Origin of the sequence: Ornithinimicrobium humiphilum (assembly GCF_006716885.1) — a bacterium.
GTDB lineage: Bacteria > Actinomycetota > Actinomycetes > Actinomycetales > Dermatophilaceae > Ornithinicoccus > Ornithinicoccus humiphilus.
This window is the reverse complement of record NZ_VFPU01000003.1, coordinates 154060-179535: the sequence shown is the minus strand read 5'-3', so window position 1 is coordinate 179535 and position 25476 is coordinate 154060. Positions and strand designations below refer to the sequence as shown.

At 74.7% G+C, this 25476-nt stretch carries 30 protein-coding genes; 12 read left to right on the top strand and 18 right to left on the bottom strand.

What is annotated here, in order from left to right; genetic code table 11:
• Positions 1 to 16 precede the first annotated feature (16 nt).
• Positions 17 to 511: a flavodoxin family protein gene (locus tag FB476_RS15955; protein ID WP_141821279.1), complete on the bottom strand. Its 495-nt coding sequence runs from the start codon at positions 509 to 511 to the stop codon at positions 17 to 19.
• Positions 512 to 580: 69 nt separating this feature from the next.
• On the opposite strand from FB476_RS15955, the gene FB476_RS16555 reads away from it, so the two are divergent.
• From FB476_RS16555 to FB476_RS15945, 3 genes are read left to right on the top strand one after another with little or no spacing between them, the layout of a single operon-like run.
• Positions 581 to 730: a hypothetical protein gene (locus FB476_RS16555; protein WP_170233694.1), complete on the top strand. Its 150-nt coding sequence runs from the start codon at positions 581 to 583 to the stop codon at positions 728 to 730.
• Between the two features lie 56 nt (positions 731 to 786).
• On the top strand, positions 787 to 1185 hold the full coding sequence (locus FB476_RS15950; protein ID WP_141821219.1) for an ArsR/SmtB family transcription factor: 399 nt from the start codon (positions 787 to 789) through the stop codon (positions 1183 to 1185).
• Entirely contained in the window at positions 1182 to 1703 is a 522-nt protein-coding gene (locus tag FB476_RS15945; protein ID WP_141821217.1) for an SRPBCC domain-containing protein, read from the top strand. Before FB476_RS15950 ends, FB476_RS15945 begins: the two co-directional genes overlap by 4 nt.
• Here FB476_RS15945 and FB476_RS15940 read toward each other — a convergent pair.
• The 14 genes from FB476_RS15940 to FB476_RS15875 form a co-directional block, all read right to left on the bottom strand.
• Positions 1689 to 2300, bottom strand: a complete 612-nt coding sequence (locus FB476_RS15940) for a rhomboid family intramembrane serine protease (RefSeq protein ID WP_238329835.1) — start codon at positions 2298 to 2300, stop codon at positions 1689 to 1691. The genes FB476_RS15945 and FB476_RS15940 overlap by 15 nt on opposite strands.
• A 36-nt stretch (positions 2301 to 2336) precedes the next feature.
• A complete protein-coding gene (locus FB476_RS15935) occupies positions 2337 to 2741 on the bottom strand; it encodes a hypothetical protein (protein WP_202877062.1) in 405 nt (134 codons plus the stop codon).
• Positions 2742 to 2855: 114 nt separating this feature from the next.
• Positions 2856 to 4589, bottom strand: coding sequence for a sodium:solute symporter family protein (locus tag FB476_RS15930; protein WP_141821215.1), 1734 nt, complete (start codon positions 4587 to 4589; stop codon positions 2856 to 2858).
• Entirely contained in the window at positions 4586 to 4867 is a 282-nt protein-coding gene (locus FB476_RS15925; protein WP_141821213.1) for a DUF4212 domain-containing protein, read from the bottom strand. The genes FB476_RS15930 and FB476_RS15925 overlap by 4 nt, the downstream gene beginning before the upstream one ends.
• Positions 4868 to 5127: 260 nt before the next feature.
• Positions 5128 to 5913: an adenosylcobinamide-GDP ribazoletransferase gene (gene cobS / locus FB476_RS15920; RefSeq protein ID WP_141821211.1), complete on the bottom strand. Its 786-nt coding sequence runs from the start codon at positions 5911 to 5913 to the stop codon at positions 5128 to 5130.
• A gap of 1 nt (position 5914) precedes the next feature.
• A complete protein-coding gene (gene cobT, locus FB476_RS15915; protein ID WP_141821209.1) occupies positions 5915 to 7009 on the bottom strand; it encodes a nicotinate-nucleotide--dimethylbenzimidazole phosphoribosyltransferase in 1095 nt (364 codons plus the stop codon).
• A 1-nt stretch (position 7010) separates the two neighbouring features.
• On the bottom strand, positions 7011 to 7535 hold the full coding sequence (gene cobU, locus FB476_RS15910) for a bifunctional adenosylcobinamide kinase/adenosylcobinamide-phosphate guanylyltransferase (RefSeq protein WP_141821207.1): 525 nt from the start codon (positions 7533 to 7535) through the stop codon (positions 7011 to 7013).
• Positions 7532 to 8482, bottom strand: a complete 951-nt coding sequence (locus FB476_RS15905; RefSeq protein WP_141821205.1) for a CobD/CbiB family cobalamin biosynthesis protein — start codon at positions 8480 to 8482, stop codon at positions 7532 to 7534. The genes cobU and FB476_RS15905 overlap by 4 nt, the downstream gene beginning before the upstream one ends.
• A complete protein-coding gene (locus tag FB476_RS15900) occupies positions 8479 to 9204 on the bottom strand; it encodes an adenosylcobinamide amidohydrolase (protein WP_170233693.1) in 726 nt (241 codons plus the stop codon). The genes FB476_RS15905 and FB476_RS15900 overlap by 4 nt, the downstream gene beginning before the upstream one ends.
• Complete coding sequence (locus FB476_RS15895; RefSeq protein ID WP_238329839.1) at positions 9201 to 10697, bottom strand: cobyric acid synthase; 1497 nt, start codon at positions 10695 to 10697, stop codon at positions 9201 to 9203. The genes FB476_RS15900 and FB476_RS15895 overlap by 4 nt, the downstream gene beginning before the upstream one ends.
• A 218-nt stretch (positions 10698 to 10915) precedes the next feature.
• Positions 10916 to 11773: an ABC transporter ATP-binding protein gene (locus tag FB476_RS15890; RefSeq protein WP_141821199.1), complete on the bottom strand. Its 858-nt coding sequence runs from the start codon at positions 11771 to 11773 to the stop codon at positions 10916 to 10918.
• On the bottom strand, positions 11770 to 12852 hold the full coding sequence (locus FB476_RS15885; RefSeq protein ID WP_141821197.1) for a FecCD family ABC transporter permease: 1083 nt from the start codon (positions 12850 to 12852) through the stop codon (positions 11770 to 11772). Before FB476_RS15885 ends, FB476_RS15890 begins: the two co-directional genes overlap by 4 nt.
• 20 nt (positions 12853 to 12872) lie before the next feature.
• A complete protein-coding gene (locus FB476_RS15880) occupies positions 12873 to 13850 on the bottom strand; it encodes an ABC transporter substrate-binding protein (protein ID WP_141821195.1) in 978 nt (325 codons plus the stop codon).
• Between the two features lie 251 nt (positions 13851 to 14101).
• Positions 14102 to 14986, bottom strand: coding sequence for an aminotransferase class I/II-fold pyridoxal phosphate-dependent enzyme (locus tag FB476_RS15875; protein WP_141821193.1), 885 nt, complete (start codon positions 14984 to 14986; stop codon positions 14102 to 14104).
• 124 nt (positions 14987 to 15110) lie between these two features.
• Here FB476_RS15875 and FB476_RS15870 point away from each other — a divergent pair, with 124 nt between their 5' ends.
• Complete coding sequence (locus tag FB476_RS15870) at positions 15111 to 15386, top strand: HU family DNA-binding protein (RefSeq protein WP_022920161.1); 276 nt, start codon at positions 15111 to 15113, stop codon at positions 15384 to 15386.
• A 30-nt stretch (positions 15387 to 15416) separates the two neighbouring features.
• Here FB476_RS15870 and FB476_RS15865 read toward each other — a convergent pair whose 3' ends face one another.
• Positions 15417 to 16112: a response regulator transcription factor gene (locus FB476_RS15865; protein WP_170233692.1), complete on the bottom strand. Its 696-nt coding sequence runs from the start codon at positions 16110 to 16112 to the stop codon at positions 15417 to 15419.
• Positions 16113 to 16585: 473 nt separating this feature from the next.
• Here FB476_RS15865 and FB476_RS16550 point away from each other — a divergent pair, with 473 nt between their 5' ends.
• Complete coding sequence (locus FB476_RS16550) at positions 16586 to 17854, top strand: hypothetical protein (RefSeq protein WP_170233691.1); 1269 nt, start codon at positions 16586 to 16588, stop codon at positions 17852 to 17854.
• A 53-nt stretch (positions 17855 to 17907) separates the two neighbouring features.
• Here FB476_RS16550 and FB476_RS15855 read toward each other — a convergent pair whose 3' ends face one another.
• Positions 17908 to 18438, bottom strand: coding sequence for a DinB family protein (locus FB476_RS15855; RefSeq protein WP_141821189.1), 531 nt, complete (start codon positions 18436 to 18438; stop codon positions 17908 to 17910).
• A gap of 103 nt (positions 18439 to 18541) precedes the next feature.
• Between FB476_RS15855 and FB476_RS15850 the strand changes: the two genes are divergently transcribed.
• Genes FB476_RS15850 through FB476_RS15830 form a run of 5 tightly spaced genes read left to right on the top strand, consistent with a single transcriptional unit; the run spans position 18542 to position 23129 of the window.
• Positions 18542 to 18904, top strand: a complete 363-nt coding sequence (locus FB476_RS15850) for an ArsR/SmtB family transcription factor (RefSeq protein ID WP_141821187.1) — start codon at positions 18542 to 18544, stop codon at positions 18902 to 18904.
• Positions 18901 to 19395, top strand: a complete 495-nt coding sequence (locus tag FB476_RS15845) for an SRPBCC family protein (protein WP_141821185.1) — start codon at positions 18901 to 18903, stop codon at positions 19393 to 19395. The genes FB476_RS15850 and FB476_RS15845 overlap by 4 nt, the downstream gene beginning before the upstream one ends.
• 33 nt (positions 19396 to 19428) lie before the next feature.
• A complete protein-coding gene (locus FB476_RS15840; protein ID WP_141821183.1) occupies positions 19429 to 20586 on the top strand; it encodes a DNA glycosylase AlkZ-like family protein in 1158 nt (385 codons plus the stop codon).
• Positions 20587 to 20612: 26 nt separating this feature from the next.
• Positions 20613 to 21449 carry an SGNH/GDSL hydrolase family protein gene (locus FB476_RS15835; RefSeq protein ID WP_141821182.1) on the top strand — a complete coding sequence of 279 codons (837 nt, stop codon included), beginning with the start codon at positions 20613 to 20615 and terminating at the stop codon, positions 21447 to 21449.
• Positions 21450 to 23129, top strand: a complete 1680-nt coding sequence (locus tag FB476_RS15830) for a bifunctional 3'-5' exonuclease/DNA polymerase (protein WP_141821180.1) — start codon at positions 21450 to 21452, stop codon at positions 23127 to 23129.
• Here the strand turns inward: FB476_RS15830 and FB476_RS15825 are convergent, their stop codons facing one another.
• Positions 23130 to 24341, bottom strand: coding sequence for an AAA family ATPase (locus tag FB476_RS15825; RefSeq protein ID WP_141821179.1), 1212 nt, complete (start codon positions 24339 to 24341; stop codon positions 23130 to 23132).
• 136 nt (positions 24342 to 24477) lie between these two features.
• Between FB476_RS15825 and FB476_RS15820 the strand changes: the two genes are divergently transcribed.
• Positions 24478 to 25011: a peptidase gene (locus FB476_RS15820; protein ID WP_141821178.1), complete on the top strand. Its 534-nt coding sequence runs from the start codon at positions 24478 to 24480 to the stop codon at positions 25009 to 25011.
• Between the two features lie 64 nt (positions 25012 to 25075).
• Positions 25076 to 25465 (top strand): ankyrin repeat domain-containing protein, encoded by a 390-nt coding sequence (locus tag FB476_RS15815; protein ID WP_141821177.1) that lies wholly within the window; start codon positions 25076 to 25078, stop codon positions 25463 to 25465.
• The last annotated feature ends 11 nt before the right edge of the window (positions 25466 to 25476 follow it).

Sequence of the window (25476 nt, the reverse complement as noted above, 5' to 3'; positions counted from 1 at the left end):
GGTCGCCCGCCGCGGCTCAGCGGTCGCCGACCAGCGCGGCGAGCGTGGCGCCGAGCTCGTAGGCCGCCTCGCGCTCCGCCTCGCCGACGTCGCCCATCACCTCGAGCACCTCGGCGGCCTGGCGCCAGCCCAGGGCGCCGGCGATCGGCAGCACGGAGCGGACCGCTCCGGTGGTGTCGTAGCGGCCGTGCACCCAGAGCCCGAACGGCCGCCCGGCCGTCGTCCCCGCCGACGCCTCCGCGGCCCCGGTCGGCGACAGCGCCCCGCCGACGCGCAGGAAGGTGCTGTCGAAGAAGTGCTTGAGCGCCCCCGACATGTAGCCGAAGTTGGCGGGCGTCCCCAGCAGGTAGCCGTCGGCCGCGAGCACGTCCTCGGCGCTCGCCTCCAGCGCGGGTCGCTCGACGACGTCCACGCCCTCGATCGCGGGGTCGTGGGCTCCCGCGAGCACCGCGTCGGTCAGCGAGCGCACGCCCCGGGTCGGGGAGTGGTGCACCACGAGCAACCGGGCCATGTCCCGACCCTGCCACAGCACCCGCCCGACCGGGATGCGGCATACCCCCGGCGGTGCCACGGTGGAGGGATGAGCGAGAACCCCAGCGGCAAGGACACGGGCTACGACCCGGAGCAGGACCCGGACAGCGACCCGGACATGCTCACGAGCGGCGGCTCCGACGAGGACGGCGAGAACGACCGCGACCCCGCCGAGGGGGCCCCGGAGGAGGGTGCCTGACCCGGGTGGACCGAAGGGGCTTGACCGATAGGTAACTCAGTGGTTACCTATCTGCCATGGACGTCTTCGACGCGATCGCCGACCCCGTGCGGCGCGGCCTGCTGGAGCAGCTGGCCGCCGGGCCGGCGCGCGTCGTCGACCTGACCGCCGGCCGGGGCATCTCCCGGCCTGCCGTCAGTCGGCACCTGCGCGTCCTGGGCGAGGCCGGTCTCGTCACCGCGACCGACCGGGGGCGCGAGCGTCATTACGCCCTCGTGCCCACCCCGCTCGAGGAGGTCGCCACCTGGGCGACCGCCCTGAGCGAGCGGGGCGGACCCGCAGCCTCGCGGCCGCCGGTGCCCCCCTCCCGTCTCGACGCCCTCGACCTCGAGGTGCGCCGCACCGTGCGCGAGCGGGCCGGCCGGCCCGTCGCGCAGCAGGACCGACCCTCAGGCACGGCAGGAGAGATCGCATGACCATCACCGGACGCCCCGAGACCCGCGACGGCGAGGACCACCTCGTCCTCGAGCGCACCTTCCCCGCCCCCGTCGAGGACGTGTGGGCCGCCGTCACCGAGTCGGACCGGCTCGCTCGCTGGTTCGGCTCGTGGACGGGCGACCCCTCGACCGGCGAGGTGGAGGTCGCCTGGGGCTTCGAGGACGACCTCGGCTCCGAGATCTACGTCATCGACGCGTGCGAGCCGCCGCACCACCTGCGGCTGCACAACCGCGACGACGACCCGGCCCAGGTGTGGACGCTCGACCTGCGGTTCCGCGCCCAGGGGTCCGGCACGGTGCTCGAGTTCGCCCAGGTGATGGGGCCGCACCTGCCGGTGACCGACGTCGGTCCGGGCTGGGAGTACTACCTGGACCGGCTCGTCGACAGCGTCCGCACCGGCGAGGTCAGCACGGTCGGGTGGGACGGCTACCTCGAGCTGGCCCCGGAGTATGCCGCGGCCTTCGGTGTCGAGGTCGAGGAGTCACCGGCGGGCTGAGGCGGGTCGCCGGTCGCGGCGACCGAGGACCACGGCCATCATCACCCCGGCGGCGCCGCCGAAGAGGTGGCCCTGCCAGGAGATGCCGGGCTGGAGCGGCAGCACGCCCCAGAGCAGCCCGCCGTAGAGGACCGCCACCAGCACGCCGACGAGGGCCGGCGCCACCCGGCGGCTGACGAAGCCGTAGACCACGAGGAAGGCGGCATAGCCGTAGACGACCCCGCTGGCGCCGATGACCACGGTGCGCGGCGCGCCCAGGAGCCAGACCGCGGCCCCGCCCAGGAGCACCACCCCGGCGGTGACGACCCAGAGGTGCCGCGTCGTCGTCGCGACGAGGCCGCCCAGGACCAGCAGGCCCGAGGTGTTGGCGACCAGGTGGGGCAGCCCGAGGTGGAGGAACGGGCTCAGCACGATGCCGACCAGCCCGTCGGCCTCGCGGGGCCGGATGCCGTAGGCGTCCAGCTGCAGCGGGGTGAGGAGGTCGAGCAGCTCGCTGACCCACATCAGGCCGACGAGGACGAGCACCGGCACGAGCCGGTGCAGCCAGCTCGGCACTCCGGTCGTGGTGGAGCGGGCGGGGCGGCGTGCGGTGGTCACGGGTCCAGCCTGCCAGCCCTCGTCCGGGAGCGGCTCTCAGGCGGCGGGTGCCCCTGGGCGGAGCGTCCAGATCTGCCGGGCGGCGACGAGGGCCAGGACCCCACCGCCCAGGGTGAGGACCAGCCCTGGCCCCGGGGTCCATCCGGCCATGCCGACCTTGCCGAAGAGGTGCCAGAACTGCCAGACCGGCACGGCGATGCAGATGGCCGCGGCGACGAGGGCCTGGAGCACGGCCGGGAGGCGCAGCGGCACGAGGGCGCCGGCGAGGGCCAGCAGCCCGACCGTGGCGGTCCACAGGCCGGGGCCGCGCATCCCGGTCACGGTGCCCAGCGGCGTGTAGAGCCAGGGCAGGAAGGCCCCGACGATCATCAGCGCGCTCGCGGCGAGCAGCCGCTTCTGCCCGGGCATCAGCTGCCGGCGGGTGCGGGGCGGGGCGGTCATGGTCGCCATTGTGGGGCCTTCACGGGGAGAGAGGGGAGGAGGTGGAGGTGCGCCGCCCGTCGCGGCCGCGGGTGGGACGGTCCGCGGCCGCGCCGGACGGGCGGGCGGGCCGGCTCAGTGGTGCCGACCGTGGTCGTCGTGCGAGCCGTGGATGAGCTCCTCGTCGACGGCACCCTCGGCGTGAGCCGCCACCAGCTCGCTGCGACCCGGGTAGCGGACCTCCTCGACCAGGCGCTGCATGGTCTCGGTGGGCTTGGGCGTGAACTGCGACACGATGATCGTCACCGCGAAGTTGATCAGCATGCCCACGGCGCCGAAGCTGGTGGCCGTGATGCCCAGGATCCCGTCGCTGCCGCCGTAGATCGGCAGCGTCCAGATCTGGTAGGCCAGCGTGACGAGCAGACCGGTCGCCATACCGGCGGCGGCTCCCACCGCGGTGGTCTTCTTCCAGAAGATCCCCAGCACGAGGATCGGGAAGAAGCTCGCCGCTCCGAGTCCGAAGGCCAGCGCCACTACCTGGGCCACGAACCCGGGAGGGTTGATGCCGAGGTAGCCGGCGACGACGATCGCGGCACCCATGGCGATGCGACCGACCATGAGCTGGCGGGCCTCCGTCGCCTGCGGGTTGATCCGCTTGTAGTAGACGTCGTTGGCGACCGCCGAGGAGATGACCAGCAGCAGGCCGGACGCCGTCGACAGCGCGGCGGCGAGACCACCGGCGGCGACCAGACCGACGATCGGGGCGGGCAGGCCGGCGATCTCCGGCGTGGCCAGCACGACGATGTCGTTGTTGATGGCCAGCTCGAAGCCCGCGCCGAGGCCGCCGTCGACGTCGATGACGCCGTTGCCGTTGAGGTCGTCCACGGTGATCAGCCCGACGTCCTGCCACGACTGGAACCACTCCGGCTCCTGGCCGATCGTGGTGCCCGGGATCTGGTTGAGGATGTTGAACTTGCTGAACGCACCGATGGCCGGGGCCGTGGTGTAGAGCAGCGCGATGAAGAACAGCGCCCACAGCGCGGAGAAGCGGGCCGCCCGCACGCTCCGTGCCGTGTAGAAGCGCACGATGACGTGCGGCAGACCGGCGGTGCCGAACATCAGCGTCGCCGTCATGAGGATCATGTTGAGCATGTTCATCTGGGTGAACGGCGAGGTGTACTCGGCCAGCCCGAAGTCCGCCTGCAGCCCGTTGAGATCGCTCATGATCTGCCCGAAGCCGACCTGCGGGAGCGGGATGCCGGTGAGCTTCTGGGAGATGGCGACCGCCGGGATCAGGTAGGCGACGATGAGCACGGAGTACTGCGCCACCTGGGTCCAGGTGATGCCCTTCATGCCGCCGAGCACGGCGTAGAGGAAGACGATGACCATGCCGATGATGACGCCGAGGGTCTGGTCGACGCCCAGGAAACGCTGGAAGACCACGCCGACGCCGGACATCTGGCCGGCGACGTAGACGAACGAGACGACGATCGCGCAGACGACCGCGATGAGGCGCGCCGACTCGTTGTAGCGGTCACCGACGAACTCGGGGACGGTGTACTTGCCGAACTTGCGCAGGTAGGGCGCAAGGAGCATGGCCAGCAGCACGTAGCCGCCCGTCCAGCCCATGAGGTAGACCGAGCCGGCGTAGCCGTTGTTGCTCAGCGCGATGATGCCGGCCATCGAGATGAACGACGCGGCGCTCATCCAGTCGGCCGCGATCGCGGCGCCGTTGGCCGGGGCGGGGATGCCACCGCTGGCGACGTAGAAGCCCGCCGTGTCCTTCACCCGGCTCGCGTAGGCGATGTAGATGTAGAAGCCGAAGGTCAGGACGACGAAGACGAGGGTCCAGATCTGCACGGTGCTCATGAGTGGTGGATCCCCTCTTCGTACTCGGTGATCCCGAACTCCTTGTCGAGCTTGTCCATGCGCCACACGTAGACGGCGATGAGGACGAGGAAGGTCAGGATCGACCCCTGCTGGGCGAACCAGAAGCCCAGGGGCATCCCCATGAAGTTCGCGAGGTCATTCAGCGGCTCGACGAAGATGATCCCGGCCCCGAAGGACACGAGGGCCCAGATCGTGAGCAGGATCGCCATCAGGCGCAGGTTGCGGCGCCAGTACTCCTGGCGCTTGGCGGCATCCATCAGGACACCCCCGGCGGGACGTTTTCACGGGCACTCACAGGTCTCTCCTTGGCAGAAGCGGTCCGCCGTCGTCACGGCGGTGTGACGGGCGTCACGGTATTGACGCCGGTCACGGCTGTGCGAGCACCTGGGGTGCCGGTTCCGGTCAGCGGTCGGCACGGGACGCTGAGCGGAAAGCGTCGCACGCCGAGCGGTTGCCGACGCGACGAACGGTCGCCCGGGACCGACCAGCGGTCGGTCTCGCCGGGTGAACGGTCGTCTCAGGCCGTCGGGAGGTCGGCGACCGCCGCGAGGAGGGCGGCCAGCAGCGCCACCTGGGCCGTCGCCCCGAGGACGTCGCCCGTCGCTCCACCAAGGGTCCGTCGCGCGAGCGCGCCGACGCCGGCGGTGGCGAGGAGTGCCGCGAGCAGCATCGCTGCGCCGGTCGTCCCGAGGACCGCGCACAGGACGACGGGAACGACCCAGGCCAGGAGGGTATGCCGTGGCGCCAGCCCCTCCACGACCGTGCGGCCCGTGCCCTCGGCCCGGGCGTAGGGAAGAGCCAGCGCCACCGGGAGCATCGCCGCGCGCGACAGCGACCAGGCCGTCGCCCCGACCAGGGCGACCCCGGCCCACGCGGGCAGCCCGGGGAGGAGCCACGTCGGGGGAACCGCCGCCGTGGCCCCGTCGAGGAGCGCGACCAGCAGGGCGACCTCGAGGACCAGGCAGAGGACCACGGCCGCGGCGCCGTAGACGCCGGTCGCGGAGTCCTTCATGATCCGCAGCCGGGTCCCGCGGTCGCGCCCGCCGAGCCCGTCGGTGACGTCGGCCAGGCCGTCGAGGTGGAGGGCTCCGGTGACCACGAGCTCGAGGACGACCACCAGCACGGCGGCGACGAGGACCGTCAGCGGCCCCGTCAGCGCGGTCCCGAGCCCGAGCAGGACGGCGCCCAGCACTGCGCCGACCAGGGGGAACCACACCGTGGCACGTGCCAGGTCCGGCACCCGCGAGCGGGAGACCGGGACCGGGATGCGCGTCAGGAAGGCGACCGCGTCGAGCAGCCCCATGTCAGGCGGGTGGGGCCTCGTCGGCGAGCCCGAGGTCGGCAAAGCTGCCCATCTCGCGCAGCACCGCGACGGCCGAGCGGAGGACGGGGATCGCCAGCGCGGCGCCGCTGCCCTCGCCCAGCCGCATACCCAGGTCGAGGACGGGCCGCAGACCCAGGGCCTCCAGCTGCACCTGGTGCCCCGGCTCGGGGGACAGGTGGCCTGCGATCATGGTGTGCGTGCAGGTCGGGGCCAGGCGCCAGGCGACCAGCGCGGCCGACGTGGTGATGAAACCGTCGAGCAGGACCGGCACGCGGTGCGCGGCGCAGCCGAGGACCACCCCGGCGAGCGCCGCGATCTCCAGCCCGCCGACGCGGGCCAGCACGTCCCACGGGTCGCGGGCGTCGGCGTGCCGCGCGAGGACCTCCTCGACCTTGCGCACCTTGCGGGCGAGAGCCTCGCCCTGCACCCCGGTGCCGGGGCCGACGAGCCGGGCCGGCTCGCGGCCGAGCAGCGCCGCCGTGAGCGCGCTGGCGGTGGCGGTGTTGCCGATGCCCATCTCGCCCAGCGCGACGAGGTCGACGCCGTCGGCGACGAGGTCCTCGACCAGCCCGATGCCGTGGGCGACCGCCTGCCGGGCCTCCTCGAGCGTCATGGCGGGACCGGTCGAGCTGTCGGCGGTGCCGGTGGAGCGGACACGCCGGTCGAGGACGGGGTGGTCGCCGGGGCGCAGCTGCGGGGGAGCGATCACGCCGAGGTCGGCGACGAGCAGCCTGGCCCCGGACTGCCGGGCGAGGACGCCGACGGCGGAGGTGCCCGAGGCGAAGCCCTGCAGCATCAGCCCGGTCACCTCCTGCGGGTAGGCGCTCACGCCGCCGGCCGCGAGGCCGTGGTCGGCGGCGCAGATGACGACCGCGGGACTGTCGACGTGGGGGGCGGCGGTGCGCTGGATCCCGGCCAGCCGACCGGCCAGCACCTCCAGCCGGCCCAGGCTCTTGAGCGGCTTGACCTTGCCGTCCATGGCCGCACCCACGATGGCGGCCGCGTCGGCGTCGAACGGCTCGATCCGCGCCACCGTCCGCTCCACGAGCGCGAGCGGAGTTCGGTCCTCGGTCATGTCAGTCCTCTCTCGGGTCCAGGGTCAGGGTGCGTCCGGCGACCACGAGCTGGGCGAGGTCGGCGTGCGCGGCGACGGTCGCGTTGACCCGGCCGAGCCGGTCGCGGTAGTCGCGGGAGACGGGGTGCATGGGGACGATGCCGAGGCCGACCTCGTTGGTCACGACCAGCACGGTCCCGGGGTATGCCGTGGCCCAGCGGCCCAGCTCGTCGGCGGCGGCGACCGTGGCGGCCTCGTCGTCGCCGCGCTCCATCAGGTTGGAGACCCACAGCGAGAGGCAGTCGACGATCACGACGTGGTCGGGCGGCAGGACGCGGACGGCGTCGACGAGGTCGTGCGGGGCCTCGACGGTGGCCCAGCCCTCCGGGCGTTCCTCCCGGTGCCGGGCGATGCGGTCGGCCATCTCGTCGTCGCGGGCCTCGCCGGTGGCGACGAAGACCACCGGGAGCCCGCTGCGGGCGGCGCGGCGGACGGCGAGGGCGGACTTGCCGCTGCGCGCGCCACCCGTGAGGAGGGTGAGGGTCATGGTGCGGTCCTCCGGGGACGTCGGGTCAGCAGGGCGTCGGTGGCGGCGACGGCGAGGCAGGCGCCCACGAGAGCGAGCTCGGCGTGGTCGACGAGGCGGCGGGCCCGGTTCACGTCGGCCGGGACCGGCCGGGGCCCGTCGCCGAGACGTGGCCGGTCCTCGACGCGGCCGGCGTAGGACAGCGGGCCCCCGAGCTCGACGCCCAATGCGGCCGCGACCGCGGTCTCGGCCACCCCGGCGTTGGGCGAGGGGTGGGCCGGGGCGTCGCGCCGCACCAGGCGCGCCACCTCGGCGGCACGCGACGGGGCCAGCGCCGCGACCAGGGCGGCGAGGGCGCGGGCCGGGACCCACGCCATACCGTCGTCGAGGCGGGCCGAGGCCCACCCGTAGCGGAGGTGGCGGGGCGAGCGGTGCCCCACCATCGCGTCCATGGTGTTGGTGGCCCGGTGGGCGAGCGCGCCCGGTGCGCCGCCGACGAGGCCCCACAGCGCCGGGGCGACGACGGCGTCGACGGTGTTCTCGGCGAGCGACTCGACGACCGCCGCGCAGACCCCCGAGGAGTCGAGGGCCGAGGGGTCACGGCCGACCAGCGAGGGCAGGGCGGCGCGTGCTCCGTCGAGGTCGTCGGCGACGAGGTGCCGCTCGATGTCGGCGGCGGTGGAGCGCAGCATTCTCCCGGCGCCCGCGATCCACACGGCGGCCGCGGTGGAGGCGGTCGGGCCGAGCGTGCGGCGCAGGAGCAGCCCGCCGCCGGCCCCCAGGCCGACGCCGATGGCGGCGTGGAGGACGCCCCGCGGGCGGCTGTCGGCGTAGAGGCGCCCCTCGACGGCCTGCATCGCGGTGCCGAACCGGGCGACCGGGTGCCAGCGCGTCGGCGGCTCGCCCAGGGTGCGGTCGAGGAGGAGGCCGAGCGCGACGCCGAGCGCCCGGGACCCGAGCGCGCTCACCACACCGGGTCCTCTCCCGGCACCCAGGGGTGCGCGTCGAGCCCCGCCGAGACGGCGTCGTGCACGGCGTGCGCGAGGCGGCCTCCCCACTCCGAGCGCACCCCCGCGAAGGCGACGGCGTCGTGCCCGTCCACGGGCTCCGGGGCGAGCACGACGACGGCGTCGCTAGCGGTCCCGGTGCCGGGCACGCCGCGCTGCACGAGGACCTGGGCCTTGGCCTCGGTGACGGTCGCCAGCGCCTGCACCAGGGCCGAGCCGGTGAGGGGGACGGGCAGGGCGACGACGATGTTCACGGTCCCGGGCGGAGGCGGGCCGTCGGACGGGTAGGCCGTGGCTCCCGGGGCGGACGCCTCCGCTCCCGGGGCGACGAGCGTGCCGGCGCGGGGGTCGTGCGGCCAGGTCGGCCGGGTGACGCCGACGGTCGCCCAGACCACGGCGCCGTCGCGCTCGGTGTGCTCCACCTGCGCGACGTCCGCGGCCGTGAGCAGGGCGCACCCGTCGCCGGACAGCCCGAGGACCTCAGCGGTCTCCCTGGCCCACGCGTCGAGGTCGGTGCGGGAGAAGCCCGCGTCGACGGCGGCGTTGAGCACCCAGCGAGGTCGCACCAGCCCACCGCCCACCGCCGCCGCGCTCAGCGCCCACCAGCCGGCGGGCACGTGCCAGGTCAGGGCGCCGTCGTGCCGGGCGAGCGCGGGCAGCGGGACGGGCGGGGCCCCCCTCACCACCCCGGCTCCTGGCCGGGTGCGGAGGCCTGCCCCGCGAGCTCGAGGACGGAGTCGAGGTCGAGGTGCTCCTCGACCCAGTCGGCCAGGTGGTCGACGTGGGCGCTCAGCGCCTCGGCGTAGGAGGTCGGGGAGGGCACGAAGGTGCGGCGGCGGGCGGCGGCGACCTTCCACAGCAGGGCGTGACGCAGCCGGTCGCAGTCGAAGACCCCGTGCAGGCTGGTGCCGCGGATGTGGCGGTCCGTGACGCAGCCCTCCTGGACGGTGGTGCCGTCCTCCTGCTCGAGCTCGAAGAGCGCGTGACCGCCGGTGCGGGTCAGCCGGCCCCACCGGATCTGGTAGCCCTCGACGGGGATCTCGGTGCCGACCACCCGGCCGCGGGAGCGGGTGACGACCTTGGGGCGCTCGAAGGTGGTCTCGACCGGGAGCAGCCCGAGCCCCTCCACCGTGCCGGCGCCCGACTCCAGGTCGTCGTGGATGAGCGTGCCGAGCATCTGGTAACCGGCGCACAGCCCGAACAGCCGGACCCGCCGGTCGAGGGTCGTCAGCGCCCGGTCGAGGTCGCGCTCGCGCAGCCAGGCGAGGTCGGCGACCGTGGCCCGGCTGCCGGGGAGGACGACCAGGTCGGCGTCCTCGAGGTCACCGGGCCGGGTGGCCCACCGCACCTCGACGGAGGGCTCCAGCAGGAGCGGGTCGAGGTCGGAGGGGTTGGCCAGGTGGGGCAGCCGGACCACCGCGACGCGCACGGGGTCGGTCACCTGCGGGACGGGCAGGCGGAAGCCCACGAGGTCGAGCGAGTCCTCGACGCCGAGCATGAGGTGGTCGCCCAGGTGGGGGAGCACCCCGAGGACGGGCACGCCGGTGCGGCGCTCGAGGTCCGCCAGACCGTCGGCCAGCAGCGAGGCGTCGCCCCGGAAGCCGTTGAGCACGAAGCCGCGCAGGGTGGAGCGCAGGTGCTCGGGCAGGAGGGCCCAGGTGCCGTAGGCGGAGGCGAAGGAGCCGCCGCGGTCGATGTCCACGACGAGCACGGCGGGCACCCCGGCCGCCGCGGCCAGCGGCAGGTTGACGACGTCGCGCTCGAGCAGGTTGATCTCGGCGGCGCCGCCGGCGCCCTCGAGGACCACCACGTCGTGCTCCTGGCGCAGCGAGGCCAGGGCGTCGAGGACGACCGGGCGGACCGTCTCGGCGCGGTCGCCGTAGGAGAGGGCGTCGTCGACGGCGATCTCCTCGCCCATCACGACCACGTGGGAGGTGCCGTTCGCGGACGGCTTGAGCAGGACCGGGCCCATCCGGCGGTCGGTCTCGACGCCGGCGGCCAGCGCCTGCATCGCCTGGGAGCGGCCGATCTCGCCGCCGTCGGGGGTGACCGCCGCGTGGTTGGACATGTTCTGCGCCTTGAAGGGCGCGACCCGCACACCACGGCGCGCCAGGGCGCGGCACAGCGACGCCACCACGGTGGACTTGCCCGAGCCGCTGGTGGTCCCGACGACCATCACGGCCCCCCGCGTGGTGGAGGAACGCCTCGCTGCTGCCTCCCCGGCCATGCGTCCTTCCCTGTTCCGTGCTCCGGCCTCGGGCCGGGCACCCCGTGTCAGCAGGGCACCCGGTAGGGCGAGCGCCTTGCTCGCGGCGAGGAGGGTCGGCGACCCTGCGTGCCACGCCGAACGACCCCAGTGTGCCCGCTCGGCACGACCGGGTGCGCTGGGAAGGGTCACGATACCCCCAGGTCAGGCCGTTGTGGACGGGTCCGGACGGGAAGCGGCACGGGGCCGGGTGCCCCGGTCCGGCGGGGGACGCGAGGCGCGGGCACGACGACCAGGTGGCCGTCGAGCTCGTGGACGCGCACGGGATGGCCGTAGACGCGGGAGACGAGGTCCTCCGAGAGCACCTCGGCCGGGGAGCCGAGCGCGGCCAGCGAGCCGCGGTCCAGGAGGGCCAGCCGGTCGGCGTAGCGGGCGGCCGTGCCCAGGTCGTGCATGGCCGCCACGACGGTGAGGCCGTCCTCGCGCCGCAGCTCGTCGACGAGCTCGAGGACCTCCACCTGGTGGCCGACGTCGAGGGCGCTGGTGGGCTCGTCGAGGAGCAGGACGGGCGACTGCTGGGCGAGGGCGCGGGCGATGACGACGCGCTGCGCCTCGCCGCCCGAGAGCTGGCGCACGGTGCGCCCGGCGAAGGACGCCAGGCCCAGCCGGCGCAGCACGTCGATGGCGACCCTGCGGTCGGACTCGGACTCCGAGCGCAGCCAGCCCAGGTGGGCGGTGCGCCCGAGGAGGACGTACTCGACGACGGTCATCCCGGGGGGCAGCTCGGGGGACTGCGGCATGAGGGAGAGGTCGGTCGGCCCGGGCGTCCCGCCCGTGCCCAGCTCGACCGAGCCGGAGCTGGGCACGAGCCCGACGAGCGCCCGCAGCAGGGTCGACTTGCCCGAGCCGTTGGGGCCGATGAGGCCGAGCCACTCCCCGGTGCGGAGCTCGAGGTCCATGCCGCGGAGCACCTCGGTGCCGTCGTAGGCGACCCGCAGGTCGTGCGCGCGCAGGGCGGCGGCGGGGGTCAGGTCGGCGGTGGTCATGCGTCGTGCCTCCCGCGCCACAGGACGATGCAGAAGAAGGGTGCCCCGACGAAGGCCGTGATGATCCCCACGGGCAGCTCGGCCGGGGCGGCCAGGGTGCGGGCCCCGATGTCGGTCAGCGCCAGGAAGGCGGCTCCGACCAGCCCCGAGAGGGGGACGATGACCCGGTAGGAGTGGCCCACGAGGAGCCGGACCAGGTGGGGGGTGACGAGCCCGACGAAGGCGATGAGCCCGCTCACGGACACCGCGGCCGCGGTGATGAGCGTGGCCGCACCGACGACGACGAGTCGGGAGCGCGCCGGGTGCAGGCCCAGGGCGCGCGCCTCGTCGTCACCGAGCCGCAGCACGTCGAGGTGCCGGGCGTGGAGCAGGAGGACGACGCCGGCGAGCAGGACGTAGGGCAGCAGCAGCGTGACCGGCTGCCAGCCGTGCGTCGCCAGCCGTCCGAAGAGCCACGAGAGCACCTCTCGGGAGCGCGACTCGTCGAGCTTCTGCAGGGCGAAGGTCTGGGTGGCGGAGAAGAGGGCAGCCATCGCGACCCCGGCGAGGAGCAGCGTCGCGGGGTCCCGGAAGGAGCCCCGCGCCACGACCACCGAACCGGTCACCGCCAGGACCGCGCCGACGAAGGCGGCGGCCGGCAGCGCGCCGACCGGGCCCCAGGACAGGTCGAGCCCGAAGCCGAGCGCGAGCACGGCGCCGAGGCCGGCCCCGGCCGAGACCCCGAGCAGGTAGGGGTCGGCGAGCGGGTTGCGGAAGACGCCCTGGTAGCCGGCGCCGGCCATCGCCAGCGACGCCCCGACGAGGCCGCCCAGGACGGTCCGGGGCAGGCGGATCTGCCACAGCAGCGACTCCTGCTGCGGGGTCAGGGTCTGCGGCACGTCGACCCAGGGCAGCGCGCCCACGAGGGAGCGCGCCACCCCCTCCAGGGGCAGCCCGGCCGCGCCCTGGGAGACGGACGCCAGCCCGACGAGGATCAGGACGGCCGAGGCGCCGAGCACCGCCGGCAGCGGCAGCCGGTAGGCCCGCCGGGCGGCGTCCTCCAGCGCGTCCGCCGGCCGGGGCGGGTGGGTGGTGGTCATGGACGGGCCCGTCCGGCTGCTCAGCGGCTGCCCGCGGCGACCGGGACGGCCGACATCGCCTCGGCGAGGGTGTCGATCAGCTCGGGCAGGCGCGGGCCCCAGCGCGAGGAGATGTCGGCGTCGACGGCCACGATGCTGCCGGTGCGGACGGCGTCGACCTCGGCCCACCCAGGGCGGGCCGCGACGTCGTCGACGGTGTAGATCGCCGCGTCCGAGATCACGACGAGCTGCGGGTTGGCGTCGACGACGGCCTCCTCGGTCAGCTGTGGGTAGCCGGTCTGTTCCGTGTCGGCCTCGTCGGCGATGTTCACGGCGCCGAGCTCGGTGTAGACGGAGCCGATGAAGCTGGCGCTGCTCGCGGCGTAGAGCGTCTCGTCGAGCTCGTGGTAGACGCGGAGGCCGGCGCCGCGGGGGGCCTTCTCCAGGGCGGCGGCGACGTCGGCGCGCATCTGCTCGACGACGGCCGCGCCCTCGTCGACGTGGCCGGTCGCCAGGGCGAGGTCGGCCAGGCCGGCGTAGCCGCTCTCGATGTCGGCCGGGGCGGCGTTGACCAGCACCGGGACGTCGAGCGCCTCGAGCGAGGCCTTGAGGTCGTCGATGTCGTTGGCGATGACGACGAGGTCGGGCTCGTAGCCGAGGATCGCCTCGACGTTGGGGTCGAAGCCCGACAGGTCGGTCGTCGGTGCCTCGGCGGGATAGGTCGAGAACTCGTCGGCGGCCACGACCTGGTCGCCGGCGCCGATGGCGAAGAGGATCTCGGTGGCGGAGGGGGACAGCGAGACGATGCGCTCGGGGCGCTCCTCCAGGACGGTGCCGTCGGGCAGGGTCACGGGGAAGTCGCTCGCCGGGGCGCTGGCAGCGTCGGTGTCGGTGCTCGCCGCCGGTGCGGCCGTGTCGGTCGCGTCGTCGGTCGCTGACCCGCAGGCCGCGAGGACGAGCGTCGCCGCCAGCAGGGCGGCGGGCGCGCGCAGCAGGTGGGTGGGGGCAGGATGCGTCATCGGGTCCTCCTGTCGTCGAGGTCTGGTGCTTGCTCGAGCGACAGTCCGCGAGACGGGATCCGCCGTCCGAACCAGCCCTTGGGTCCTCGAGGGCGAGTGGTACGGATCGTCGGGCAGTTCGACCGGACTCCGTCCCCTCGAGCCAGGGCTCGGGGAACTCCACCGTTGCGGGTCAGTGCCGGGTTCTCACCGGACTTCGTCTGCCAGACGTGGACCAGCCTACCGCTCCGCAGGAGCGGCGCCGACCCCGCTCAGAGCCGGTCGAGGGCGGCGGACAGCCGGTCCAGCCCGGCCGCGTCGGGCACGGCCACCCGGGCCACGCCCGGCAACCCGAAGCTGCGGCAGTCGCGGACCAGCACGCCGTGGGGCGCGAGGCGCTCGCGCAGGCCCGGCTCGTCGACCAGGACCCACGGCGCGTCCCCGGCGGACACGGTCAGGCCGTGGCCGCGCAGGAGGTCGGTCAGCTCGGCCCGCAGCGTGGTGACGCCGGCCGACCACGCGGGCAGGTCGGCGCTCTCCAGCAGGTCCGGCAGCACGGCCAGCGCGAGGGTGCTCACCGACCAGTGCGGCTGCAGCGCCGCGCACCGGCCCACGACGTCGGGATCGGCCAGCACGTAGCCCAGCCGCAGGCCGGGGCAGGCGAAGGTCTTGGTGAGCGAGCCGACGACGACCACGCCCTCGCGGCCCGCGGTCCACCGGCCCGTCGCCAGCGCGTAGAAGGCCTCGTCCCAGACGTCCGCGTGCTCGTCGGGACCGGCGAGGTGCCCGGTCGGGCTGTGGGGGTCGGTGCGCCACACCGGGCCCTGCTGCCCGCGGGGGTGCAGCCCGAACTCCGGCTCGCCGCGCACCCGTCCGCCGAGCACGGCGGTCACCAGGGAGATGGCCTCGCTGCCGCCGTTGGTCAGCAGCACGCGCTCGCGGTCCACCCCCAGGACACCGGCCAGCAGGGCGGTCGCGGGACGGTCGTCGGGATAGCGGCCGAGCGCGTCGAGGTGGCGGCTCACCAGGGGCGCCACGGGGGGCGCCAGGGGGTTCATGTTCTGGGAGAGGTCGAGCAGGTCCGCGGGGTCGAGCCCCAGCGCGGCCGCCACCGCAGGACCGTCGCCGCCGTGCTCTCCGGCCGGGGGAAGGCTCACGAACGGCCTCCTAGACCTCGAAATCGTTGATCTGACGCGAAAAGGTGGGCGAGTCGGTTGGCATAACCCGCCCATATCTGCATACCGTGAGCCGACCAATCAGGCCGATGAAAGGGCTGTACACATGAGCAAGAAGGTTATCGTCGAGGCCGTGGCCCGCGAGGCAGGCATGACCCAGGCTGCTGCGGACAAGGTCGTCAGCGCCGTTCTCGACGCCATCGGCGCCGAGCTCGCCAAGGGCGAGAAGGTCTCCTTCCCGGGCTTCGGCACCTTCGAGGTGCGCGAGCGCGCCGCCCGCACCGGGCGCAACCCGCAGACCGGCGCCGAGATCCAGATCGCCGCGAGCAAGGCCCCGGCGTTCAAGGCCGGCTCCAAGCTGAAGGAGCGCGTCTCCGGCTGACGCCGCAGACCGTCACGCACGCCCCGCCCGTCAGTCCGACGGGCGGGGCGTCGTCGTCTCCGGGTCCGCCCGGACCGCGCGGTAGCCGACGCCCGGGACGGGCTGGCCCAGGAAGGGCCCGCCGGCACGCAGCACCTTGGCGCGCAGCCGGCTGAGATGGACCTCGAGGACGTGGTCGTCGCGGGCGCAGCCCTGCCAGACCCGCTCGAGGAGGTGCTGCCTGGTCAGGACGTGGCGCGGGTTCTCCAGGAGCACCTGCAGCAGCTCGAACTCGGTCCGTGTGAGCGGCACCTCCCGGTCCCCCACGGCGACCCGGCGGGCCGCCCGGTCCAGGAAGACGGACCCCAGGCGCGCGCCCTCCTCCGCGGGCGCCGGGGCCCGGCGCAGCCGCGCCTGCAGCCGCACCGCCACCACGAGGTCGCTGCACGGGGTGCGGATGTAGTCGTCGCAGCCCGCGGCGAAGGCCAGCAGCTCGTCGCGCTCGTGCGGGCTGGCGGCCAGGAGCACCACGGGCACGTCCGCGCCGGCATGGACCCGGGCGCACAGCTCGTGACGCTCGGCGACACCGGTCCCGGCGACCACGACGACGAGCCGGGTGCCGGGGGGCGGCAGGTCGGGGGCGTCGGGCGACAACGGTCGCACCACGACTCCGGCGCGCTGCAGCGCGGACCGGACGGCCCGTTCGGTGCGGTCGTCCGGATGAAGGGCGGACAGGAGCGCGGTCACGGCGCGGTCCTCTCGGGCGGCCCCCGAGGCTGGTCCCGAGCACGACCAGCGTAGGGCCGGGGTCGGCCCACGAGGCAGGAACTATGATCGGCGTCACATCGTGAGGGGAACGTGAGCCGCTCGAGAACGCGTCGTGACGTGCGGCGGCCACGCTCGGACGGTTGAGGAGCGGTGACCGGCAGCCCGTGACGACTTCCCGGTCGGAGGGCTCCTCGACATCCGGCTCCGCAACGGTGCGGACAGACCCCTCGAAGGAGAAGCAGGGATGAAGATCAGGACAGCGCTGTACGGGTGTACGGGCGCGTTGGTGGCGGCGGGGATGGCCCTCGCCGGTGGCTCGACGGCTGCGGGGGCGCCGGTCGAGCCGGAGGAGGTCGAGGGCAACCCCACGTGCCAGGACATGGGGTAGGACTTCGGAGAGCGGATCGACCCGCCCGCCGCCCGGCACCTACCCCGTCGGCCAGATGGGCAGCGTGACGTTTACCTCGGACGGCACGTGGGTCGACTGGACGTCGACCGTCGGCATCGACGCCGTGATCGTCAAGGGCGGCCCGAACGCCAACGTCTACCGCTACGACCCGCCGGCGGAGTCCTTCGGGGACACCGGTCTGGTGACGCCGACCAACCCGAACAACTACAAGCCCTACGGTCTGAGCCACGTCGACTTCTGCTACGACATCGAGCTGCAGGTCTCGAAGACGGCGGACACGAGCTGGACCCGTAGCCACACCTGGACCATCGACAAGGTGGGTGACGAGACCGAGCTCGAGCTCGCGGCGGGCGAGATGCACGACGTCGCCTACGACGTCACCCTGGACGCCACGCCCACGGATTCGGACTGGGCGGTCCAGGGCGAGATCGCCGTCACCAACCCGCACGACACCATGGCCGCGACGGTCACCGGGGTGACCGACTCGATGACCGGCGGCATCGCCGCCGACGTCGACTGCGGAGGGGACTTCCCGCGCAGCATCGCCCCCGGGGCGACGCTCGTGTGCACCTACGGCCCGACGGCACTCCCCGACGCGACCGACCGCGTCAAAACGGCGGTCGTGACCGCCACCGAGGCCGTCCCCGGTGGGACCGCCACGGCGGACGTCACCTTCAGCGAGGATCCCACCAGCGTCGTCGACGAGTGCATCGACGTCACGGACTCCCTCGAGGGTGACCTCGGCACGGTGTGCGTCGAGGACCTGCCGAAGACCATCTCCTACACCCACCAGATCACGGCCGAGGAGTGCGGCGAGTGGACCGTCCACAACGTCGCGAGCTTCGAGACCAACGACACGGGTGCGACGGGCGAGGACGACCACGACGTCGCCGTCACCGTGGAGTGCCAGACGGGCTGCACCCTGACCCAGGGCTACTGGAAGACCCACTCCGAGAAGGGCCCGGCGCCCTACGACGAGACCTGGGCGATGCTGCCCAACGGTGCTGACACGACGTTCTTCCTGAGCGGGAAGAGCTGGCACGAGGTGTTCAACACGCCGCCCGCGGGCAACAGCTACTTACTCGCTGGCCCACCAGTACGCCGCGGCCGCGCTGAACGAGCTCAACGGCGCCGACACCACGGCGGTCTCCGCCGAGATGGCTGCGGCGAAGACCTTCCTGGAGACCTACACGCCGGCGCAGGTCTCCGCCGCGAAGAAGACCCTGGGTGCCGAGGCCACCGCTCTGGCGGGCGTCCTCGACTCCTACAACAACGGTCTGATCGGCCCGGGCCACTGCGACGAGTGACCTGAGGGCACCCCTGGCGGGTCGGGAGGCGGTGCACCGCCTCCCGGCCCGTCCTGCGTCATCGGGCCTCGACGTCGTGCAGGTGGTGCTCGATGTCGTGGAGCGTGTAGACGGCCAGGGTGGCCACCGTGAACGCCGTGCCGGCCCGGGAGCCGCGACGCTCCCAGGCGTCTGCGCCCACCGCGTCGAAGGCAGCGGCCGTGGCGCCCACCTCCGAGGCGTACTCCTCGGCCACCTGCGCCGGGTCCTGCAGGTCGTAGCGGTCGGCCACCGCCGCGGCGTCCTGGTCCCACTCCTCGAAGACGGCCCCGTCCTCGGCGAGCATCTGCTCCAGCCGGCCGCGCATGACGCGCAGCACGTCGCGGCAGTGCGCGGCGTACTCCAGCGGCGACCAGGTCGTGGCGGCCGGCCTGGTGCGCGCGTCGGCGCGGGTGAGGCGCTCCCGCCAGGCCGGCTCCGCCGCCCGCAGGCGCCGGCCCGTCGACCCCACGTCGTAGCCCGGGTCGAAGCCGCACTCCGGGCAGCCCCGGGTGATCACCACCGTCCAGTCCTTGGTGTCCGGCTCGATCGGGGCGGGCTGCGCGTCCATGTCCCGATCGTGGCACGGGCGTTCTGTTCAACCAAAGGGTTGACAACGTCCGGCCGCGGTCCTACGGTTGTTCAACCGATGAGTTGAGAAAGGGTGACCGTGCATGACGGACCAGCTCTCCAGGGTGTTCGGCGCCCTGGCCGACCCCACCCGGCGGGACATCGTGGCGCGCCTGAGCGACCGCGACGCCACGGTCGGTGAGCTCGCCGAGCCGTACGCCATGAGCCTGCAGGCCGTCTCCAAGCACCTCCGGGTGCTCGAGGAGGCCGGGCTCGTGACCCGCGGCCGGGACGCCCAGCGGCGCCCGGTCCACCTCGAGGCGGAGGTCTTCGACCTGATGACGATGTGGATCGAGCGCTACCAGCGCCGGGCGGAGGAGCGCTACACGCGCCTCGACGCCGTCCTGGCGGACCTGCAGGAGGGGCGCGACGAGACGCCCCGCGAGACGAAGGACGCAGCATCATGACCACGACCGACCAGCAGACCCGCTACGAGCGGGCCGTCATCGAGCCCGACGCGACCGTGCCCGCGGTCCACATCACCCGCGACTTCCGGGCCACCCCCGAACAGCTGCTCCGGGCCCACACCGACCCCGAGCTCTTCGCGCGGTGGATCGGCCCGGACGGCATGACCACCCGGATCGACCACTGGGACGCCCGCACCCTCGGCTCCTACCGCTACGTCAGCGGCCACGACGGCACGGAGTACGGCTTCCGCGGCACCTTCCCCGAGATCAGCGAGCACCGGCTGGTCCAGACCTTCTGCTACGAGGGCATGCCCGAGGCGATCGCCCTGGAGACGATGACCTTCGAGGACCTCGGCGACGGCTGGACCCGGCTGCACGCCTTCTCGCTGTGCGACTCCTTCGAGGGGCGCGACGGGATGCTGGCCTCCGGCATGGAGGTCGGGGTCCACGACGGCTACGCCAAGCTCGACCGGCTGCTCGCCGAGGGGTGACCGGAGGGGGCGGGCGGTGACAGACTCGCCGGGGTGACCTGGGAGCAGCTCGCCGCCGCCACCCTCGCCCGGCAGTTCGCCGAGGGGCGGCCGCCGGTGACCGACGTCGCCGGCGTGGCCGGGCTGCTGGGGCGGACGGGGCCGGTCCAGGCGCAGACCGCGCGCTCGCCCTTCCTCGGGCTGGCCGCCCGGGCGAGGGGAGTCACCCTCGACCTCGTCACCGCGGCCTACGAGGAGGGCGCCGTCGTCCGCGGCAGCTCGCTGCGGGGGACCGTGCACACCAGCACCTCCGGCGACCACGTCCTCCTCGACGTCGCGACCCGGCTCGGCCAGCGCACGAGGTTCGAGCGCGAGCTGCAGCTCGACGCCGCGCCGGTCGAGCGGGTCTGGGAGGCCACCGAGGCCTTCGCCCGTGACGCCTGGCGCACGGCCGACGAGCTCCTGGAGCACCTCGGCAGCTGGCTGGCCGAGCACGACCCGGGCGCCCGTCCCCGGCTCGGCACCACCGCCTCACCCTCCCTGGGCTACGGCCACGGCGGCCTGGTCCGCCGGCCGCTGAGCGGCGGGTGGGAAGGTCAGGGGAGGCCCGGCTACCGCGCCGCCCGGGCCGTGCTCGGCGACGGCCATCTCCGCGACGTGGCCCTCGCCGACCCGCAGGGCTCGCTCGTCGCCCTCGTGCGGCGGCACCTCACCTGCTCCGGCCCGGCGAGCCGTCGGGACCTCGCCTGGTGGTCCGGCGTCGGGCTGCGGGCGGTCGACGCCGCTCTCGCGGCCGTTCCCGACCTGGTCACCACGACGGCCCCGGACGGGCAGCAGGTCCACGACCTGCCGGGCCTGCCCACCGGCGAGGGGAGCTCCCCGGCGGAGGTGGTGCCGGGGGTGCGGCTGCTGCCGGAGTTCGACGCGCTGATGTGCGCCTACGAGCCGGCGGCCCGGGTGCGCTTCGTCGACCTCGAGCATCACGGCGTCCTGGCGGGCCGCGCCAACGGCCTCCTCCTCGCGCCGCTCCTCGTCGACGGCCGCATCACCGGGCACTGGCGCGCCGAGGGCTCCGGGCCACGGCGCCGGTGCGTCGTCACCTGGTTCGCCGGCACCCGCCGACCCACCCGCGCCGAGGTGGAGGAGCAGCTGGACCGGGTGGCGACGGCCTACCCCCTCACCTGGACCGGTCTGGAGATCGTGCGGGGCTGACGGGGGAGAGGGTTACCGTGACGGGTATGCAGGTCCGTCCCGAGCCCGCGCACCCGCGCACCTGGGAGCGCTTCGTCGCCATCGGCGACTCGTTCACCGAGGGCCTGGTCGACGCGCACCCCACCCGCCCCGACGAGTACGTCGGCTGGGCCGACCGGGTCGCCGCGGCGCTGGCCGCGCGCAACGCCGCCGAGGGCCGCGACTTCGGCTACGCCAACCTCGCGATCCGCGGCCGGCTGATCGACGCGATCATCGCCGAGCAGGTCGAGCCGGCCCTGGCGCTGACGCCCGACCTGGTGAGCTTCTCCGCCGGCGGCAACGACGTGCTGCGCCCGCGGGTGTCGGTCGAGTCGGTCATCGCCCGGCTGGAGGCGACGGTGGAGCAGATCCGGGCCACCGGCGCCGACGTCCTCCTCGTCACCGCCCCCAACCTGGCCTGGATGCCGCTGGTCAACCGGGTGCACCCGCGTCTGGTCGACTACACCGCCCAGCTCTGGGGCGTCGCCCAGCGCACCGGCGCCTTCGTCGTCGACATCTACACCCTGCGCTCGCTGCGCGACCAGCGGATGTACGGCCCCGACCGCATCCACCTCAGCTCCGAGGGCCACGCCCGCGTCGCCGCGCAGGCGCTGTGGACCCTGGGTATGCCGTTCGAGGTGCGCGACTGGACGGTGCCGCTCGACCCCGCCCCGCCGCTGGGGCGCTTCGAGTCGATCCAGGCCAACCGCGAGTGGGTCGCCACGCACCTGCGGCCGTGGATCCGGCGCCGGCTGCGCGGCGAGTCCTCCGGGGACCTGCGCCGCCCGAAGCGGCCGGAGATCGCCCCGGTCGAGCTGGACCTGCCCGCCCCCGGCGAGGAGTAGGTGGACCTCGTCCTCGCGCCCGCCGGCGAGGTGGTGGAGGCCGTCGAGGTCGCCGACGGGCAGGCCGTCCCCACGACCCGTGCCCGCATCCCCCGGGCAGAGCTGGCGGCCTGGGTGTCCGCGCGGCCCGCGAGCACACGGTGGGTCTGGGCGGACAGCTCGGTCGTCTACCCCGAGCTGCTGCGCGCCGGCGTGCGGGTGCGCACCGCGGTGGACCTGCGGCTGGTGCACGCGCTCCTGCGGCGCGCCGCCGCCGTGCGCGGCAGCGAGCTCGCCTCGGCCCCGCCGTCGGCGTGGGACGAGGCCGACCCCGGCGCCGGCGGCCCGCTGCCCGACCGTGGCGCGGCGCTCTTCGAGCTGGCGACGTCGTCGCACCTCGACCTCGACGCCTGCGTGACGGAGCACCTGGCCCAACGACGCTGCCTCGAGCAGGCGGGCGACGGAGGCCGTCTCGCGTTCCTGTGCCACGCCGAGTCCGTCGGTGGCTTGGTCGCGGCCGAGCTCAACCACGTCGGTGTGCCCTTCGCCGCGGACGTGCACGACCGGCTCCTCACCGAGCTGCTGGGCGAGCAGGACCGCTACGGGGGCCGGCCATCGGCGCTCGCCGCGGCCTGCGAGGAGGTCCGCGCCTCGCTCGGCGCCCCTTCGCTCAACCCCGACTCGCAGGTGGACCTCGTCGCGGCGCTGCGCAACGCCGGCCTGCCGGTCACCAGCACCCGCAAGCACGAGCTGCGGGCCCTGGACCACCCCGTCGTCGAGCCGCTGCTGCGCTACAAGCAGCTGAGCCGGCTGCACGCAGCCAACGGCTGGGCCTGGTTGCACACCTGGGTGCGGGACGGCCGGTTCCGCCCCGACTGGGTGCCCGGGGCCGTCGTCACCGGTCGGTGGGCGAGCCGTGGCGGTGGCGCGCTGCAGCTGCCCAGGCAGATCCGCGCCGCCGTGCGGGCCGACCCGGGCTGGCGGCTCGTGGTCGCCGACGCCGCGCAGCTGGAGCCCCGCGTGCTCGCCGGGATGTCGGGCGACCGGCGGATGGCCGCGGCCTCGACCGGGGGCGACCTCTACTCGGCCCTCGTCGACCAGGGCGTGGTGCCGACCCGCCAGCACGCCAAGGTCGCGATGCTCGGGGCGATGTACGGCGCCACCACCGGAGAGGCCGGTGCCCTGATGCCCCGGCTGCAGCGCGCCTATCCGCGGGCGATCGGGCTGGTGGAGGCGGCGGCCCGGGCCGGCGAGCGCGGCGAGCAGGTGCAGACCTGGCTCGGGCGCACCTCGCCGCCCCCCGCGGGCTGGTGGCGTGAGGCGCAGTCCGCGGCCCAGCAGCCGGGCTCCGGCGCGGCGGCGGAGCGACGCGCCCGCCAGGCGGCGCGCGACTGGGGCCGCTTCACCCGCAACTTCGTGGTGCAGGGGACCGCGGCCGAGTGGGCGCTCTGCTGGATGGGGCACCTGCGGCGCACCCTCGCGGAGGACCCGGCGCTCGCCACCTCGGCCGGGCGGCCCGAGCTGGTCTACTTCCTGCACGACGAGGTGATCGTCCACGCCCCGGCCGAGGTGGCGGAGCTGGCGGCCGAGGCGATCCGGGACGCCGCCCGCGCGGCGGGCCGGCTGCTCTTCGGCGATTTCCCGGTCGAGTTCCCGCTCTCGGCCGCGGTCGTGGACTCCTACGACGAGGCCCGCGACTAGCTAGCGGCTGCCCCACTCCCACGGTGGCGTGCCGAGCAGCCCCTGGCCGGCGACCCGCGTCTCGCCGAGGTCCTTCTCCAGCTCGACCAGTCGCAGCGGGGCGACCTCGCCCGGCGGTGGCGGGTCCGCCTCGCGGACGGCGTCGACGTCGGTGCCCGTCGCGACGGCCGCGGCCGCGAGCAGCGCGTCGGAGTGGGTGACCACCACGACCTGCGTCCGGCGGGCCGCCTGCGCCACGAGCCGGCCCAGCGGGGCGACGAGCGAGGGGTGCAGGCTGGTCTCGGGCTCGTTGAGCGCCATCAGCCGCGGCGGCACCGGGGTGAGGAGGGCGGCCAGCCAGAGCAGGTAGCGCAGCGTGCCGTCGGACAGCTCGGCCGCCCGCAGCGGGCGGAGCATCCCGCGCTGGTGCAGCCGGACGTCCATCAGCCCGTCGGTGGAGGCCACCTCCAGCCGCGCGCCGTCGAAGGCGTCGGCGACCGCCTCCTCCAGCTCGCGTCCGCCGTCCTCGGCGATCGTCTGCAGCGCGGCGGCCAGGTCGGACCCGTCCTCGGCCAGCGCCCAGGTGCGGGTGCCGACCTGGGGCCGGCGGACGGGGCTGGCGGCGTCGACCCGGAAGCCGTCGTAGAAGCGCCACGAGCGCAGGGCGTCGCGCACCGCCCACAGCTCCGGCGCGTCGGCCGGGTCGACGACCTCGGTGAGCATGCTGGCCCAGGTCGGCACCCGGACGGGTGCCTGCTCCCAGCGACCCGCGTCGTCCCGCAGCTCGACGGTGGCGTTGCGGCGGCGCGCCACGAGGGTCGCCGGCCGCATCACCGGCCCGGTCCACACCGCCTCGCGCTTGACCTCGGGGTCGCGGTCGAAGGCCGATCCCGACTGCACGGGGATGCCGAGGTCGACCAGGTAGGACAGCTCGTCGCCCCCGACGCCGAGCCGCAGCCCGACCCGGCCCGTGCGCACGGTGCCCTGCACGTCATACCCCCGGCGTGCGGCGCCGAGCGACTCCGGACCGGCCCACAGGACCGAGGGGAGCCCGCCCTCGCGGGCGAGGGAGCCGACGACCCGGCCCGCGCCGCAGTCGGCGAGCAGGCGCAGCGCACGGTAGACGCTGCTCTTGCCCGCACCGTTGGCCCCCGTCACGACGGTCAGGCGGCCGAGCGGCAGCCGCACGTCGCGCAGGGACCGGTATCCGCTGACCGCCACGGTGCTGTACACGGCTCGGAGCCTAGGCCCGGGCGGTGACAGGGGGGGCGCGCCGGGCCCGGGCCCTTCCCGTTCCCCGCGATCGCGTGGCAGATTAGGAGGGACCACCGGGAACGGCCTGTCAGGACGAGGGCGAGGAGGTCAGGCGATGACGGAGCGGAGACTGCCGCCGGTCGAGGTCGCGCCGCTGCAGCGGCACGGGGAGCTGTCGGGGTTCGTGCTCATCGGGCGCTGGCCCGACGACACGCTCGAGTGGGCCGACTTCCTGCTGCTCGCCGTGCAGCTGGCCGCCGTCCCGGGCATGCTGCCGCAGGGCAGCACCGTCTTCCGCGTCGCCGAGGAGGTCCCCGACGGTCCGCCCGAGGGTGCCGTCGGACTCGTCCTCGCCGAGGGCCCGATCCTCGGCGGCGAGCACCTGCGGCCCGGGCGCTTCGCCGACCGGACCCCGCCGGGGCTGGCGGTCCTGCACCCGCCGCGGAGCACCGTCTCCTCGGTGCCCGAGTACGACACCGCCTCCGGGTGCATCCTGCTGCCCGGCGCTCCCGAGCTGGGGCTGGAGCACCGCGCGGCCTGGGTCGAGGTCGACGCCCAGGGGCACATCGCCCGGCTCACCAGCAAGGTGGTCGACGACCCGGGTGCCGACGTCGACACGGCGGCGCTGGCGCTGCTGCTGGCCGCCTGAGCCACGCCCGGCGGCGTCCGTCGCGCTCGACTAGGCTCGGTCGGGTCGCCACCAGGAGGACCCGATGACCGACAGCGTGCCTGACCAGGAGACCGTCGACCTCGCCCACGCGCTCTTCGACCTCGCCCGTCAGGGTGCCACGGCGCGGCTCGCCGCCTACGTCGACGCGGGCGCCCCGGTCGACCTCACCGACCCGGCCGGCAACACCCTCCTCATGCTCGCGGCCTACCACGGGCACGCCGACCTGGTCCGCGAGCTCGCGCGCCGGGGTGCCGACGTCGACCGCCTCAACGACCGCGGCCAGTCGCCGCTGGCGGGTGCGGTCTTCAAGGGCGAGGACGAGGTCGTGGCGGTCCTGCTCGAGGGCGGCGCCGACCCCGACCGGGGCACGCCCACCGCGCGCGAGACGGCCGCGATGTTCGGCCGCCCCCAGCTGCTGGAACGGCCGGAATAGACGCGGCGGGG

Bases quoted from the DNA above. Each gene is read 5' to 3' on its own strand.
- FB476_RS15955 (WP_141821279.1), bottom strand. From the start codon at position 511: ATGGCCCGGTTGCTCGTGGTGCACCACTCCCCGACCCGGGGCGTGCGC.
- FB476_RS16555 (WP_170233694.1), top strand. From the start codon at position 581: ATGAGCGAGAACCCCAGCGGCAAGGACACGGGCTACGACCCGGAGCAG.
- FB476_RS15950 (WP_141821219.1), top strand. From the start codon at position 787: ATGGACGTCTTCGACGCGATCGCCGACCCCGTGCGGCGCGGCCTGCTG.
- FB476_RS15945 (WP_141821217.1), top strand. From the start codon at position 1,182: ATGACCATCACCGGACGCCCCGAGACCCGCGACGGCGAGGACCACCTC.
- FB476_RS15935 (WP_202877062.1), bottom strand. From the start codon at position 2,741: ATGACCGCCCCGCCCCGCACCCGCCGGCAGCTGATGCCCGGGCAGAAG.
- FB476_RS15930 (WP_141821215.1), bottom strand. From the start codon at position 4,589: ATGAGCACCGTGCAGATCTGGACCCTCGTCTTCGTCGTCCTGACCTTC.
- FB476_RS15925 (WP_141821213.1), bottom strand. From the start codon at position 4,867: ATGGATGCCGCCAAGCGCCAGGAGTACTGGCGCCGCAACCTGCGCCTG.
- cobS (WP_141821211.1), bottom strand. From the start codon at position 5,913: ATGGGGCTGCTCGACGCGGTCGCCTTCCTGACGCGCATCCCGGTCCCG.
- cobT (WP_141821209.1), bottom strand. From the start codon at position 7,009: ATGACCGAGGACCGAACTCCGCTCGCGCTCGTGGAGCGGACGGTGGCG.
- cobU (WP_141821207.1), bottom strand. From the start codon at position 7,535: ATGACCCTCACCCTCCTCACGGGTGGCGCGCGCAGCGGCAAGTCCGCC.
- FB476_RS15895 (WP_238329839.1), bottom strand. From the start codon at position 10,697: ATGGTCGTCGGGACCACCAGCGGCTCGGGCAAGTCCACCGTGGTGGCG.
- FB476_RS15890 (WP_141821199.1), bottom strand. From the start codon at position 11,773: ATGACCACCGCCGACCTGACCCCCGCCGCCGCCCTGCGCGCGCACGAC.
- FB476_RS15885 (WP_141821197.1), bottom strand. From the start codon at position 12,852: ATGACCACCACCCACCCGCCCCGGCCGGCGGACGCGCTGGAGGACGCC.
- FB476_RS15880 (WP_141821195.1), bottom strand. From the start codon at position 13,850: ATGACGCATCCTGCCCCCACCCACCTGCTGCGCGCGCCCGCCGCCCTG.
- FB476_RS15870 (WP_022920161.1), top strand. From the start codon at position 15,111: ATGAGCAAGAAGGTTATCGTCGAGGCCGTGGCCCGCGAGGCAGGCATG.
- FB476_RS15855 (WP_141821189.1), bottom strand. From the start codon at position 18,438: ATGGACGCGCAGCCCGCCCCGATCGAGCCGGACACCAAGGACTGGACG.
- FB476_RS15850 (WP_141821187.1), top strand. From the start codon at position 18,542: ATGACGGACCAGCTCTCCAGGGTGTTCGGCGCCCTGGCCGACCCCACC.
- FB476_RS15845 (WP_141821185.1), top strand. From the start codon at position 18,901: ATGACCACGACCGACCAGCAGACCCGCTACGAGCGGGCCGTCATCGAG.
- FB476_RS15835 (WP_141821182.1), top strand. From the start codon at position 20,613: ATGCAGGTCCGTCCCGAGCCCGCGCACCCGCGCACCTGGGAGCGCTTC.
- FB476_RS15820 (WP_141821178.1), top strand. From the start codon at position 24,478: ATGACGGAGCGGAGACTGCCGCCGGTCGAGGTCGCGCCGCTGCAGCGG.
- FB476_RS15815 (WP_141821177.1), top strand. From the start codon at position 25,076: ATGACCGACAGCGTGCCTGACCAGGAGACCGTCGACCTCGCCCACGCG.